The 14092-nt window shown below is 70.9% G+C and carries 12 protein-coding genes; 9 read left to right on the top strand and 3 right to left on the bottom strand.

The window, feature by feature from the left end:
• Positions 1-2438 (bottom strand): SpoIIE family protein phosphatase (locus AC5WRL_RS27915; protein WP_496091468.1); only part of this gene is annotated, 2438 nt, incomplete at its 3' end.
• Positions 2439-2505: 67 nt separating this feature from the next.
• Positions 2506-2904 carry a hypothetical protein gene (locus AC5WRL_RS27910; RefSeq protein ID WP_496091467.1) on the bottom strand — a complete coding sequence of 133 codons (399 nt, stop codon included), beginning with the start codon at positions 2902-2904 and terminating at the stop codon, positions 2506-2508.
• A 772-nt stretch (positions 2905-3676) separates the two neighbouring features.
• Here AC5WRL_RS27910 and AC5WRL_RS27905 point away from each other — a divergent pair.
• The 3 genes from AC5WRL_RS27905 (at position 3677) to AC5WRL_RS27895 (ending at position 7475) form a co-directional block, all read left to right on the top strand.
• Positions 3677-5026, top strand: a complete 1350-nt coding sequence (locus tag AC5WRL_RS27905) for a lactonase family protein (protein ID WP_496091466.1) — start codon at positions 3677-3679, stop codon at positions 5024-5026.
• Between the two features lie 282 nt (positions 5027-5308).
• Positions 5309-5884 carry a TetR-like C-terminal domain-containing protein gene (locus AC5WRL_RS27900; protein WP_496091465.1) on the top strand — a complete coding sequence of 192 codons (576 nt, stop codon included), beginning with the start codon at positions 5309-5311 and terminating at the stop codon, positions 5882-5884.
• Position 5885: 1 nt separating this feature from the next.
• Positions 5886-7475 (top strand): MDR family MFS transporter, encoded by a 1590-nt coding sequence (locus AC5WRL_RS27895; RefSeq protein ID WP_496091464.1) that lies wholly within the window; start codon positions 5886-5888, stop codon positions 7473-7475.
• A gap of 288 nt (positions 7476-7763) precedes the next feature.
• On the opposite strand, the gene nhaA is transcribed toward AC5WRL_RS27895, so the two are convergent.
• Complete coding sequence (gene nhaA / locus AC5WRL_RS27890) at positions 7764-9011, bottom strand: Na+/H+ antiporter NhaA (protein ID WP_496091463.1); 1248 nt, start codon at positions 9009-9011, stop codon at positions 7764-7766.
• A 772-nt stretch (positions 9012-9783) separates the two neighbouring features.
• Between nhaA and AC5WRL_RS27885 the strand changes: the two genes are divergently transcribed.
• The 6 genes from AC5WRL_RS27885 to AC5WRL_RS27860 form a co-directional block, all read left to right on the top strand.
• A complete protein-coding gene (locus AC5WRL_RS27885) occupies positions 9784-10026 on the top strand; it encodes a hypothetical protein (protein WP_496091462.1) in 243 nt (80 codons plus the stop codon).
• Between the two features lie 672 nt (positions 10027-10698).
• Positions 10699-10899 (top strand): hypothetical protein, encoded by a 201-nt coding sequence (locus tag AC5WRL_RS27880; RefSeq protein ID WP_496091461.1) that lies wholly within the window; start codon positions 10699-10701, stop codon positions 10897-10899.
• 274 nt (positions 10900-11173) lie between these two features.
• A complete protein-coding gene (locus tag AC5WRL_RS27875; RefSeq protein ID WP_496091460.1) occupies positions 11174-12739 on the top strand; it encodes an asparagine synthase-related protein in 1566 nt (521 codons plus the stop codon).
• Positions 12736-12990 (top strand): PqqD family peptide modification chaperone, encoded by a 255-nt coding sequence (locus AC5WRL_RS27870; RefSeq protein WP_496091459.1) that lies wholly within the window; start codon positions 12736-12738, stop codon positions 12988-12990. The genes AC5WRL_RS27875 and AC5WRL_RS27870 overlap by 4 nt, the downstream gene beginning before the upstream one ends.
• Before the next feature lie 8 nt (positions 12991-12998).
• A complete protein-coding gene (locus AC5WRL_RS27865; protein WP_496091458.1) occupies positions 12999-13421 on the top strand; it encodes a lasso peptide biosynthesis B2 protein in 423 nt (140 codons plus the stop codon).
• Positions 13418-14092: protein-L-isoaspartate O-methyltransferase family protein (locus tag AC5WRL_RS27860; RefSeq protein ID WP_496091457.1), on the top strand; the 675-nt coding region annotated here is incomplete at its 3' end. The genes AC5WRL_RS27865 and AC5WRL_RS27860, both read left to right, overlap by 4 nt.

Here is a 14092-nt window from a genome sequence, read left to right as displayed (position 1 = left end):
GGGGTGTCCGGCAGCTGCTGCTCGGCCCAGATGGTCTTGCCACGGGGGGACTGCCGGGTGCCCCAGCGCTGGGTCAGCTGGGCCACCAGCATGAGTCCGCGCCCGCCCTCGTCGAAGCCGGCCGCCCGGCGCAGGTGCGGGGCGGTGCTGCTGGTGTCGGAGACCTCGACGATGAGGGTACGGTCCAGGATCAGCCGCAGCCGGATGGGTCCGGTGGCGTGCCGGATGGCGTTGGCGATCAGTTCGGTGACGACCAGTTCGGTGGTGAACACCGCCTCCGTCAGGCCCCAGGCGGCCAGCTGCTCGTCGATGTCCTTGCGGGCGGTGCCGCAGCTGGCCGGGTCGTCGGGGATCTCCCAGGTCGCCACGTGCGCCGCGTCAAGCATCCGGGTCCTGGCCATCAGCAGGGCCACGTCGTCGCCGGGTGCCCCGCCGGGCAGCAGCGCGTCGATGACGGCTTCGCAGCGGGCGTCGAGGGAGGGCTCGGGGGTGGCGACGGCCTGGTGCAGCAGCCGGTAGCCCTCGTCCATGTCCTGGTCGCGGCGTTCCACCAGGCCGTCGGTGAACAGGGCGAGCACCGAGCCCTCGGGCAGTGTGAACTCCGCCGATTCGAAGGGCAGCCCGCCGAGGCCGAGGGGTGGCCCGGCCGGCAGTTCCATGGTGGTGACGGTGTCCGCGTCGGGGCTGATCAGTACGGGCGGCGGGTGCCCGGCCCTGGCCACCGTGCAGCAGCCGTTGACCGGGTCGTAGACGGCGTACAGGCAGGTGGCGCCGATGTCGCCGGCGCTCTCCGCCCCACCCGTTTCCTCGGACAGTCTGATCACCAGATCATCCAGGTGGGTGAGCAGTTCATCCGGCGGCAGATCGACATCCGCCAGGGTGCGTACCGCCGTACGCAGCCGCCCCATCGTCGCCGACGCCTGCACCCCGTGCCCCACCACATCACCCACGATCAGCCCCACCCGGGCCCCGGACAGCGGGATCACATCGAACCAGTCACCGCCCACCCCACTTTGACCGGCCGCCGCCAGATAGCGCGAGGCCACCTGCACGGCGGTGCGCTGCGGCAGCGTCTGCGGCAACAGGCTGCGCTGCAACGCCAGCGCCGTCTCCCGCTCCCGGGTGAACCGCTGCGCGTTGTCCAGACACACCGCCGCCCGCGCCGCGATCTCCCGCGCCACCAGCACATCGTCCGGCGCGAACGGCTCCGGTCGCCGGTACCGGATGAACTGCGCCACCCCCAGCGTCACCCCCCGCGCCGACAGCGGCACCGTCAGGGACGAGTGCACCCCCAGCTCCTCCGCCCGCCGCCCCCGCTCCGGATCCTGCGCCAGCCAGGCGAGAAACCGCGGGTCCCCCCGGTCCAGCACCACCGCCTCACCGGACAGCACCGCACGCACCGGGGAGGCCGAGACCGGGTGGTCCCACACCTGTCCCGGCTCCACCAGTGCCTCGGGGCTGTCCGGCTGCACCGAGCGGTGCGCGATCCGGCGCAGCGTGAGAAAGCCGCTCTCCAGCGCGGGCGCCGCCTCGTCGTGGGCGAGCGGCTGGGCCAGCAGATCCACGGTCCCGAAGTCGGCCAGCCGGGGCACGCACACATCCACCAGCTCCTGGGCGGTGCGGCCGATCTCCAGTGTGGTGCCGATCCGCTGGCCGGCCTCGTTGACCAGCTGGAGCCTGACCCGGCCCCGGTCCTCCTCGGTGATGTCGATGGCCGACAGCACCACGGCCACCAGCCGCCCCTTGGGGTCTCTCACCGGGGCGATCCGTCCCAGCCAGGCGTGCTCGCGGGACTCGCCACCGGTGCGCAGCCGGGTGCGGACGTCGGTGGGCAGGCCGCTCGCCACCGCCTCGCGCAGCCGCTCCTCCAGCTCGATGCTCTGCGGCTTGCCGCCGATCTCCGACAGCCGCAGTCCGCGCGCCTCGTCCTCGGTGAGCCCGATGACCCGCTGCATCGCCGGATTGGCGCGGCGCAGCCGTACGTCGGTGTCGTACAGGGCGAGGGCGTTGGGCGCGGCCATGAAGGCGGACAGCGGCAGCTGATCGTCCCGCGCGGTGCGTTCGGTGCCGGTCAGCGGGCTGACCACCAGCCAGCCGTCGGGGTGGCCGTCGCGCTCGGAGAGCCGGTGCACCAGCAGCCGTACGGTCAGCCGCCGGCCGTCGCGGTGCCGCAGGTCGGCGGTGCCGTTCCAGCGCAGCAGCTGGTCGTCGTCGGGCGGGACGGTGGTACGGGGCGGGTCGGCGAGCACGGTGGCGGCCGGTTTGCCGATCATGTCGGCGGCGCGGTGGCCCAGCAGCTTCCGGGCGCCGTCGTTCCAGTGCAGGACGACACCTGACCCGTCCAGGATCGCGCGGGCGGTGTCCGCCTCGTCCGGGGCCCGGCCCCAGGGGTCACTGCCGCCCTGAGAGGTCAGCCTCGCCGGCCCGCCAGTGCTCACAGCCCAAGCCTGGGCCACCCACCCCGGGCGGACAACCGCAGCGGCCCGGGGCCGGACGCGCCGCCGGCTACCGCCAGTGCGGCATCATCGCCTCGGCGTAGCGGGAGCCGGCCGCGCCGTGCGGCAGGATCTCCGCGATGCGGCCGAGGCCCTGCGGGGTGAGGTGACCGGGGCGGCGGCCACGTTCTCCGCGAGTCCGCCGGGGGCTGCGGGTGCCGGGGATGGGCACGATGTCGTCGCGCTGGGCGAGCAGCCGGGCCAGGGCCGGCTGGGTGACCGTGCTGCCCTTGCTCTGCGCCAGGGCGGTGAGCCCGCGGACCGCGGCGAGGTTCTTCCCGTAGTCGCCCGGCTGCCGGCGCTCGCCCTGGGCGTCCCGGCCGGCGCGGTCGGCCTCGGCCTGGTGGTGCTCGGACTCCGCGATTGGCGGTGGTAGCGGAACGGCTGGCGAACTCCCTGGCAGTGTCACGTCGGTAATGTTTCGACCGAAACGTTGGGAATGCTGCTCGAATGTCGCCCTCGTGACCCTCCCCGGGTTCCACCCGGGGGGCGACCAGAAGTGCGGGCCGAGCCTCCTTGCGGATCGCCTCGCGCACAGGCGCGGTGCACAGCCGGGCGGTGTGACGGCACTCCCGGGCCGGCGAACGCGGGCTCAGGCCGATCTCCTCGCAGAACGTCTCACGTTCCCCGTCCCGGTGGTCCCCTCCGGCGACGGCCGGGGAGCTTGTCGCCGATATCCAGCTGACTGTTGCCCACCCGGGCCGGCCATCACGGAATGACTCATGTGAATTCCCCGCAGGGCGGACACGCGACGAGCGCACGGCGCAATGATGCGGACACTCGTTGCACGGGCCCGAAAGGTCCTGCCGGGGACAGCAGTTGACGCGGGGCGCCGCTGATCGGCGGCACGGCCCCGCGATCCGCCCGTCATCGATACCCGCGCGGGTGACGCGTCGCCGTGCACGGCTGCGAGGGGCAGTCCCAAGAGTAGGAACGAAATGTTTTCGTTCCTATAGGGTGAACCGTGGAACGTCGTTCGGGATCTCGCCGCACGAGGCCGGGATCCGCCGGCCCGGGCCGGGCGCCTGGCCCGAGGCTCGCGCGGTTCTTGGGCGCGGCCTCGGTGTCTGAGGACGAACCGGCAGCAGGCCAGACCGAGAGATTCGAGGAGAGGGTGTCATGCACCGAAAAAGTGCGCGTCCGGGTGCGACTCGTGGCGGATGTGCGATGGAGGGGGCGGCATGAGCAAGCAGATGTCGCGACGTACCTTCGCCGCGAGTTCCGGGGCGGCCCTGGGGGCCGCTTTCCTCGCCTCCCATGCCTCCGCCCGCACGTCCGACCGGGGTCTTTTCGCCTACGTCGGCTACGGGACCGAGGAGTGGAACGGCGGATCCACCGGCGGTGGCATCAAGGCATTCCGCGTCGACATGAGCGACGGATCACTGAAGCCGGTGGGTGAGACCGGGGCGGAGGCCGCCGATCTGAACTGCGACGGCATCTGCACCTCGGCCGACGGACGCTTCGTCTACGCCACCAACCGCACCACGGCGTTCGGCGGTATTCCCGGTGAAGGCGGCGGGGTGTATGCCTTCGCCGTCAGTTCCTCGGACGGATCGCTGCGGCACCTCAATTCCGTGCACTCCATGGGCGCCATGCCGTCGGGCGTGGTGACGGGCAGCGCGGGCGGCAGGCTGGTCGCGAGCAACCGCGGGGCGATCGGCCGGGTCACCCGGATCGTGAAGAAGAACGGTGTGCCGGTCATCGAGCGGCCCACGGACGACGCCACCGTCACGCTGTTCCCGCTGAACAGGGACGGGTCGATCGATGACCCCCTGGACGTGGCCACCTTCACCGAACCGATGGCGCCCGGGAGCGAGGAACTGCGGCCCGAGAACCTGGGGCCGGACTCCATGGTGCAAAACGGCCCGGCCTGCCACGGCATCACGCTCGACAGAACGGAACGCTGGCTCATCGCGACGGACAACGGCTACGACCACATCTACGTCTACCCCTACAGCCCTCACGCGCGCCGGCTGACCGGAAAGGCATACGTGGTGGAGCCGGGATCGGGGCCCCGGCACGTGGCCGCCCACCCGCAGGCTCCGTACTTCTTCGCCACCAACGAGTGGTCCCCGTCCATCTCCGCCTTCCGTCTGGATGAAGGCAACGGCGATGTCCGGCACGTGCAGACGATCGGTGTCTCGGCCGGCAATCTGTCGCCCGGCAAGTACGAAGGCAGTGTCTTCGAGTACGACGGCCCGTCACCGGCGAACATCCGCGTGCATCCGAACGGCCGGTTCGTCTACGCCTCCACCCGCCGGATCTTCAGCGCCGAGGGCGGCAGCGACACCATCTCGGCCTACGCGTTCAACCGGAGCACGGGCCGGCTGACCCTGGTGGACGAAGTCGAGACCGGAGGGGAGATGCAGCGCGAGTTCGACATCGACCCGTCCGGCAGGTTTCTCTTCGCCTGCAACGTCCACTCGAACAATGTCACGACTTTCGCCCTCGATCGCGAAACGGGAAAGATGCGGCATTCCGCGACGACCGAGGTGCCCCGCGCGGGGGTCATCACGTTCGCCTCACTCTGACTCCGACCGGGCGACGCCCGATGCGGATGCTGGAGAGGTCTCCGGCGCGGCCTGTCGGGCCCGGTGGCCCGCGGCGCACCGCCCTGACGCGGGCAGTGCCGGGCGGGCCGGGAGGCGCCGGGTCCCCGGCCCGTGAGAGCGGCCGGCTCCGCGGAGCCGGCCGCTCGGCGGCGTTCGCGGACTTCAAGGCGCCGGCACACCCTGGGGCCGCCGCGTTCGCTCGCGGGAAGTTCACCGGGTAGTATCGAAACGAATGATTTTCGTTTCGATTGAGGAGGAATCGTGGAGGGACGCTCGCGGCTCTCGCCGGAACGGGAGGGCGACATTTACGCAACGGTGTTGCGCATGGTCAGCGAGCACGGCTATGAGCGGCTGACCATGCAGCAGATCGCCGCCGCGGCGAGCGCGAGCACGGCGACGCTCTACCGGCGATGGAACGGCAAACCGGACCTGGTCGCCCGGGCGCTGCGGCATTCCGCGCCGCCGCCGCTCGCGGATATCGACACCGGGAGCCTGCGGGGTGACTTCGTCGAAGGCGCGCGCCGCATGGGCATGATCTCGGAGGGATACGCATCGATCGTATCGGCCCTGGGACACGCCTCCAAGGCCGATCCCGAACTGCGCGAAGTGATGAACGAGGTCCTCGCAGCGCCGATGGCCGGCGCCATCGACCGCATCCTTGACCGGGCCGCCGCCCGCGGTGAGATCGCCGCCGACGCCGCCGCCCGCGAGTTCATCCCCGACCTGATCCTCGGCACGGTCATTGCCCGCCGCGCCATGACCGACCGCGACGTGGACGAGGCATTCCTGCTGCGATTCGTGGACGTGGTCGTCCTGCCCGCACTGGAGGCCGGCTGACATGTCCGACACCCCACGCACCGCCGAACCCGAGAAGGCGAAGCTTCCGCCGTACTTCGGGTGGATCTACGCAGCCCTCGTCGTCTCGATGCTGTTGTCGGCGCTCGACCAGACCATGGTCTCCACCGCCCTGCCGACCATCGTCGGAGAACTGGGCGGGCTCAGCCAGATGGCCTGGGTGACCACCGCGTACATCCTCGCCGTCACCATCGGCATGCCGGTCTACGGCAAGCTCGGCGACCTCATCGGGCGCCGACCGCTCGTGCTGTGGGCCCTGGGCATTTTCACCGCCGGCTCCTTGCTGTCCGGGCTCTCCCAGGACATCGGCCAGCTCATCGCCTTCCGCGCGGTGCAAGGTCTGGGAGGCGGCGGGCTCCTGATCTCCTCGCAGGCGATCATCGCCGACCTGGTACCGGTACGCCGGCGCGCCAAGTACATGGGCGCCATGGGAGCGGTTTTCGGACTCGCCTCGGTCGCCGGACCGCTGATGGGCGGCTGGATCACCGACCACGTCACCTGGCGGTGGGCCTTCTGGATCAACGTTCCCCTCGGCGTCGCGGCATTCGCCATCAGCTACTTCGGCATCCGCCTGCCCAGGCCGAAACGGACCGTCAAGCTGGACTACCCCGGCACCGCACTCATGGCCGTCACGGTCACCAGCCTGGTCCTGGTGGCCGACCTGGGCGGCAACGACTACGCCTGGGGATCCCCGCTGATTCTCTCCCTCATCGCGGCCACCGTGATCGGCGCGATCCTCTTCATCGCCGTCGAGCGCCGGGCCGCCGAACCCCTCATTCCACTCCACATCCTGCGCAATCGCGTATTCGGAACCGCGACACTGATCGGCATGATCGCCGTCGGCGGCGGGATGTTCGCCGTCGTCTCCTACCTGCCCACCTACCTCCAGATGGTGTACGGCTACTCGGCGACCGTCTCGGGCCTGCTCCTGCTGCCGATGGTGGGCGGACTCGTCCTCACCACGACGGTATCCGGCCAGCTGATCTCCAGGTTCGGGAGCTACAAGGGATTCGTCGTGGCCGGAGCGTGCGTTATTCCGGTCGGCGTCTACCTGCTCTCCACCCTGAGGCCCTCGTCGCCGGTCCAACTGGTCTGCGTCTACCTCGCGGTGGTCGGCCTCGGTGTCGGTCTGGTCATCCAGAACCTGCTGCTGGTGGTGCAGAACGCCTTCCCGCGCAGCGAGGTCGGCACCGCCACGTCCTCGAACAACTTCTTCCGTGAGATCGGCGCCACCATCGCCACCGCCGCGGTCGGTGCCCTGTTCGCCTCCCGGCTCACCGACTCTCTCGCAGGCATGGGAAGCAGCCTGGGAGGAACGGGAACCGAGTCCCTGACACCCGCGCTCGTGCGCGCACTGCCCGACGCGGTCCGTGACCAGGTGGTCAACGCCTACGCGGACTCCCTGCTGCCGATCCTCGCCGGCGTGGCCGCGGTCGCTGTCGCCGCCCTCGGCCTTGCCCTGCTCCTGCCCAACCGCACGCTCGACAGCAACGAGCCGGCATCCCAGGCGACGCAAGACAAAGCCCTTCAGCTCTCCTCCACCCGCCAAGAGGCACATACCACCCCACGCTGACGTGGCCCCCTCTCCACAACCGGAATCGGGAAACGCCAACAGACACGGCGGGCCCCACCGCCGTGCAGCCGTCCGGGCGAGGTGGCTGCACGGCCGGGTTGCCGGTCGCCGCTGCCGGCCTGGTGGATGAGCCGGCCGGTCAGGTCCCCGGCCAGCAGTCCCCGGGCCGGTGCGGCCCGGCCGCCCGCCCGTCACCCTGACAGCGCCGAGGACGGCGGAGGCCGCGGACGCGGAGCCCGGCGACGGCGGTACGGATGACCAGCACGGCCGCGATCATCACCGGGGCGATCAGGTGCGGCTCCACGCTGCCGCGTCCCGGTCGCCGGTCCGCGCTTCGAGATGTCGGTAGTGATGGCTGCGGCGTCCCAGTACCGCGGCGGCCAGCAGGGACGCGGCGGCGGAGGCGAGGAGGACGGCCCCCTTGGCGTCGGTGAGGTGCGCCGTACCGCTGTAGGAGAGTTCGGCGATCAGCAGGGAGACGGTGAACCCGATGCCGCCGAGGAGGCCGATGCCGGCGATGTCCGGCCAGGCCAGGCGCGGGTTGAGTTGTGCGCCGGAGAACCGTGCGGTCAGCCAGGTGACGCCGAAGATCCCGGCGAACTTGCCCGCGAGGAGTCCGGCGAGCACCCCCCAGGTGATGGTCGACGTCCAGAAGCCACCCGCGCCGGAGAGGGACACTCCGGCCGACATCAGGGCGAAGACCGGCAGCGCGATCCCGGCGGAGAACGGACGCAGGACCTCCTCCGTCCGGTGCGACGGCGAGGCCCTCTCGCCGTCGCGGGCCCGTGTGCGCATGAGCAGGCCCATCGCCACGCCGGCGATGGTGGCGTGCACCCCGGAGGCGTGGGTGAGCGCCCAGATCACCACGGCGAGCGGCCCGAACAGCAGCCAGCCCGGCACCGCCCCCCGCAGGCGGGTCACAGCGCGGCCGGAGCCGTTTTGCAGACAGCCGAACACCACCAGGCCCACCGCCGCGGCGGCCAAGGCGGCCAGGTCGAGGCCGCCGCTGTAGGCGACGGCGATGACCAGGACGGCGCACATGTCGTCGACGGTGGCGAGGGTGAGCAGGAAGGTCCGCAGCGGGGCGGGCAGGTGCCGGCCGACGACGGCGAGGACGGCGAGGGCGAAGGCGATGTCGGTGGCCATCGGGATGCCCCAGCCGCCGACCGCCTCTCCGCCCGTGGTCACCGTGACGGCCCAGAACACCAGCGCCGGCACGGCCACACCGCCGAGGGCCGCGGCGATCGGCAGCGCGGCCCGCTTGGGGTCGCGCAGTTCGCCGTGGACGAGTTCCTGCTTCAACTCGTTGCCGACGATGAAGAAGAACACCGCCAGCAGCCCGTCGGCCGCCCACGCCTCGACGGGCAGATCCAGGTGCAGGGCGGCGGGGCCGAAGACGAACGAACGCATCGCCTCGTAGGAATGAGCAAGGGGTGAATTGGCCCAGATCAGCGCGGCGAGGGCAGCGCCGATCAGGAGCGATCCACTGACCGCGTCCGAGCGCAGAGCGGTGGTGATCCACGAACGAGCAGGCATGGAGAGACGCCTCCAGAACAAAATACGAAGGGGCACGGGAGCGCACCGGTGGCAGCCGGTGGTGTTGCCTCCGCTGGGCGGTGGGCTCAGCGGCCCTTCGGCGGGCAGACGCTCGTCACAGCGCCCCACGTGCTCACATAGCCGTTCGTACCGATCGGGCGATGCTCCATCGGTCGCAGGACGCGGACTCGGGCGGCCGTGTGGCGAACGGCGGGCGAGGGGGAACCGTCGGTCACAGCCACGCCTCCTTCGCTTCCGGTCCACGATGCTCTTGACGACACCCTAACAACGCAGTGGGCGTGGGGCGCCGGCCGCCGGCCGCCGTGACGCTGCCGGTGAAGCTGTCGCGGCCGTGCAGGCATCCGCGGCCCGGCCGTGGGTGTGCGGCAGGTCCGCCGCCGCGAATCATGCCCCCGTACGCCGGCGCGGGGGTGCGGATGGGTGAGCTGCTGGGACTCAGTCTCGGATGCCGATTTCAAGAACGGCAGCATCCGTGTCGAGCACCGGCGTCTCCGGTCGGGCCTCATCGACCCGCCGAAGACGAGCACGTCCCGGCGTACGGTTCCCGTGGGGGAGAGGTCGTCACGGACGCCCTGCTGGGGCATCTGGCGGCACGTCGCTCGAAGGAGTGGCTGTTCACGACGGAGGAGGGCGAGCCCCCGGATACCGTCGATGGAAGGCCGAAGGGAACGGAGTTCGTCAGGCGCTCCAGCGGCTGGAGAACGGGGCGGCCGGGTGTGAGGGCCGCAAGCCCGTCGAGCCGCCGCATCTGGTGACTCATGATCTGCGGCACTTCTTCGCCTCCGCGCTCATCGCGGGCGGGGCGAGGGCCAAGCGGGCGCGGCAGGTCCTCGGCAACGCCTCCGCGGTGATCACTCCGCGGATCTACGCGCACCGGTGGTCGGGTGAAGAAGACCGCACCCGGGCCGTCATGGACGCCGTGCTCGGCGGCCTGCGGACCGGGTGCGGACAGGTGGACCAGCCGACCAAGGAAAACGCAGGTCAAGCGGCATGATCCGGGGTCAGGCCTTCTTGGTCTCCCAGAAGATGGTGTCGATCTTTCCAGGGTGCCGCATCGATGCAGGTCGCTGCGGTCGCAGCTGTTAGATCCCAGGTCAGAGCGGTGAACCTGATGCGACGTAATGCAGTTGGATGCAGGCTGATGCGGAGCGACACCCAAGATCATCTCCCAGTTTTCTCCCAGTCGATCAGGAAGCAATCGCGCCCCTCACCTGTACAGGTGAGGGGCGCGTACGTCGGGAGTACCAAGGAGGGCGGCGAGCCACTAGTTAGCTCCCAACGGCCCGCCCGGGCCTGGCGAATTGCGCGGCACGGGCAGCATCTCACTTCGTACCCGTCGCATCACTCTACGAAACTGCCTTAACTCCAGTCCCACAGCTCACAATGGTTGCGTCCAGTAGTCCAGTGCGGTACTTCGGGTCGCGCACGCGGTGTCCAGGCGGCGGACCTTCAGCCGCCGGCTGGCGAGGAGCTGCCGCAGAGCCGAATGGGATGTGGGTTGAATTGCCGCCATTGCTTCAATCCCGGTGAGCGTTCATGGCTTTCATGCTCTTGGCATTCCGTAACCGTACCGCTGCTCCCCGCTGCGCGCTTATCTGTTCACAGACACCGGGCTGGTCCGCCGGGCCGGTGGTTCGTCCGGATTTCAACGAGGAGCTGAGGACAGATGATGAGTAAGGAAACGACGGTGATGGGCGGCGAGTACGAGCCGCCGACCGCTGTACGGGCGGGGTCGCTGGTGGAGTTGGCGGCCGGGTCGTATTCCGAGGGTGAGTCGGATGACGGGGACTTCAGCACGGTGAAGTGGAACTCGAATCCGGCGCCGGCGCCGGCCCCGAAGCCGAAGAAGGGCACAGCCGTTGCCTGAGGGGCATGAGTGGTTCGTCGTGTTGCCGGGGGAGGCCCCGGCGGCACGGCGGGCCGCCGCTGTGCTGAGTGCCGCGTTCCCCGGGGCCACGGTGCTGGCCCGCCTCGGAGACCGGCCGTGGATCATGGGGCGATCCGATCGCCCGCTGGTGACTGCCCATTGCGGTGAAGCGTCCGCGGCATTGATCGGTCAGCACCTCCTGGGACCTGGCCAACTGGCGGCGGCTGTACACCGGCTGCGGCCCGGTACGGGCCCCGGACCGCTTGCTGCCGCTGTGTCCGGCTCCTTCCACATCGTGCTCGCCGACCGCCAGGGCGGTATGTGGGTGTGCGGTGACATGGCGGGGATGCGGCCGGTGTTCACCGCCGACATCGCAGGCGTCACGGTGGCCGGCGACCACGCCCGCGTCCTTGCCGAAGCCGCCGGCGGTCTCCGTCTGGACGCGCGGCACCTGGGCCGCCACCTGTTGGGCCCCGTGCCGCCCCTGGCGTTGGTCGACGATGGCACCACGCCGTATCTGGGCGTGCGAGCGACCGCCCCCGGGGTGGCAGCCCGTATCGACGTCCACAGCGGACGAGTCGACGAACACCGGTGGTGGTCAGCTCCGGATGATGAACGCGAACTCCCAGAGGCCGCCGGGGCGTTGCGGCAGGCGCTGGACCGGTCAGTGCGGTTGAGGATCGACAGCTTCCCGCACCGCCAGGTGGGCTGTGAGCTGTCGGGCGGCGCGGACAGCACCGCTCTGTCGGCCCTGGCCTACCGGCACGCCGGCAGCAGGCTGGTGAACTTCAGCCGGGCGCCCGCTGATCCGGGCAATGATGATCTGCGATGGGCCTGCCTGGCTGCCGCCGCGCAGCCGGAGGCGCGTCATCACATCATGCGCCCGGGGGAGATCCCCAGCCAGCTGGACGGCATCGCGGGCGCTCCCATGGTCCTGGACGCCCCCGGGCCAACCGCGTGCAGCCCTGCACGGTCCACCACCTGGTGGCGGGCGGCAGTCGGCACCGGGGCGCGGCTGCTGATCTCCGGCAAGGGCGGCGACGAACACGCCCTGACACCATTGACCTACCTTCACCACGCCCGGCAGCGGGACCGACGTACCGCCCGCCGGCACCTGGCCGGGTGGGCGGCACTGTGGGGCACCTCCCGCTCGGCCGTCGCCGAAATGGCCGCGCACCCTGGGCCCTACCGCCAGTGGCTGGCCGCCTGTGCCGGGGCGGACCCCACTCAACCGGCCGGCTGGGAGGCAACCCCGCGGCTGCCCCAGTGGCTCGCCCCACCGGTCCGCCAAGCCATCACCGAGGCCCTGGCGGACGCTGCCCGTACCGCCCAACCACTCCACCGCCGACCGCATCAGCACACGGCGGTGGCCGCGATCCGTTCCCTGGCCCGGTGGAACCGGCTCCAGGCCGATGCCGCGGCCAGCTGCGGCATCGCGATGGCCTACCCGTACACCGACCGCGAGGTGATCGAGGCCGCCTTGTCCTGTCGTGCCGAGGGACGCACGAGTCCGTACCAGCTGAAACCGCTGCTGACCGCCGCCATGCGCGGCCAGGTCCCCGCCGAGGTCCTGGCACGGCGCACCAAGGGCGGATACAGCGCGGACACCCTCGCGGCCACCCGACAGCACCGGGCCACGCTCACCCGGATCCTCACGCGGAACAGCGCGTTGGCCGACCTCGGAGTGATCGACCCCCACGTGCTCGCCGAGGCGGCCCGCCGATGGGGGAGCGCCGACCCGGCGCAGGATCTGCTCCTGCACCTGACGCTCAGCGCCGAGATCTTCGCCCGCGCCGCCACCAACCAATCCCTGCAAGGCCGATCTCTGGAGGTCCCGTGACACTCGCCCCCCGTGTCCGCTTACTCACCGACCCCACCACCGGGGACGGAACGCTGATCGCCGGCGACGGTACCGTGTGGACCCTCAACCCGGCGGCCACCATCGCCGTGGCCGTCTTGGAGGACGGCGGGACTCCCGCCGACGTTCACACCGCGCTCTCCAGCCGCTGGCCTGGCATCCCCACCGAGCGGCTGCGCGACGACTTCAACGCTCTCGTGCGCCAACTCCAGGAAGGCCGGCTCATCCTGTGAGCTTCCCCATGAGTCTGCCCCCTCGCATCCACCTGGGGCCCCGTCAGTACCTGCGAGCGCGCGCCGCCGCCATCGTGGCCACCCGCGCGAGCCGTACGACTGAGGCGACGGAGAAGGCCGTCCGCCGTGCCCAGAGCACCGGCGGCCGCCCCTCCACGCTTTCCGAGGCCGAACACGCGGTGGCCGCCGTCGTCACGGCCAGCATCCGGCTCGGCGGTACCACCGCGTGCCTTCGCCGTTCCGTGGCCGCCCTGCTGTACTGCCGGGCCGCGGGCCACACCCCCACCCTCGTCCTCGGTGTCCGGCCCGGAACCGCAGCCGTCCACGCCTGGCTGGAAGCCGAGCAACAACCGGCCGGCGAACCCACCGACCCTCACCTTCTCTACACCGCCGTCGTCCGATACACACCCCAGGAGATCGCGACTTCATGACCGCCACCACCACCGACTGGGCGCCCCTCGCCCGCGCCCTGGCCAAGGACCTTCGGACGAAGGGCGCCCTGAGCACGGACACCGTTGCCGACGCTATCGCCAGCGTGCCCCGGCACCTGTTCGTCACCGGCCACTACGCCCACGGCCAGCACACCACCGTTGACCCCACCCAGCCCACCGATGACCTGCTCTCCCTGATCTACGTCGACCGCGGGGTCATGACGCACACCCCCGGCGACGACGCCGGCGGATACTCCAGTACCTCGCAGCCCTCCATCGTTGCCAAGATGCTGGAAGCCGCCCAGCTGAAGCCGGGCATGCGCGTGCTCGAAATCGGCGCCGGCACCGGATGGAATGCCGCCCTCATCTCCCACATCACCGGCGCACCCGTCCACACCGTCGAAGCCTCCGCCCTGGTCGCCGACGAAGCCCGCGAAGCCCTCCACCGCGCCGCCGCCCACCACGTCACCGTGCACAGCGGCGACGGCTACGACGGTCACCCCGCCGACGGCCCCTACAACTTGATCATCGTCACTTGCGGTATCGCCGGCATCCCCACCGGCTGGCTGACCCAGCTCGCCCCCGGCGGCACCATCCTGGCGCCCATCGCCCTCGGCGGCCTCCACCCCCTCACCCGCGTACGCGCCGAACCCCCCGGCGCCATCGGCCAG

The organism is Streptomyces sp. NTD107, from assembly GCF_059510435.1.
The sequence above is the reverse complement of the archived record's forward strand: the minus strand, read 5'-3'. Positions and strand labels throughout refer to the sequence as shown.

Excerpts from the sequence above, each read along its gene's own strand:
- AC5WRL_RS27865 (WP_496091458.1), top strand. The coding sequence starts at position 12,999 with ATGAGTCTGCCCCCTCGCATCCACCTGGGGCCCCGTCAGTACCTGCGA.
- AC5WRL_RS27895 (WP_496091464.1), top strand. The coding sequence starts at position 5,886 with ATGTCCGACACCCCACGCACCGCCGAACCCGAGAAGGCGAAGCTTCCG.
- nhaA (WP_496091463.1), bottom strand. The coding sequence starts at position 9,011 with ATGCCTGCTCGTTCGTGGATCACCACCGCTCTGCGCTCGGACGCGGTC.
- AC5WRL_RS27905 (WP_496091466.1), top strand. The coding sequence starts at position 3,677 with ATGAGCAAGCAGATGTCGCGACGTACCTTCGCCGCGAGTTCCGGGGCG.
- AC5WRL_RS27880 (WP_496091461.1), top strand. The coding sequence starts at position 10,699 with ATGATGAGTAAGGAAACGACGGTGATGGGCGGCGAGTACGAGCCGCCG.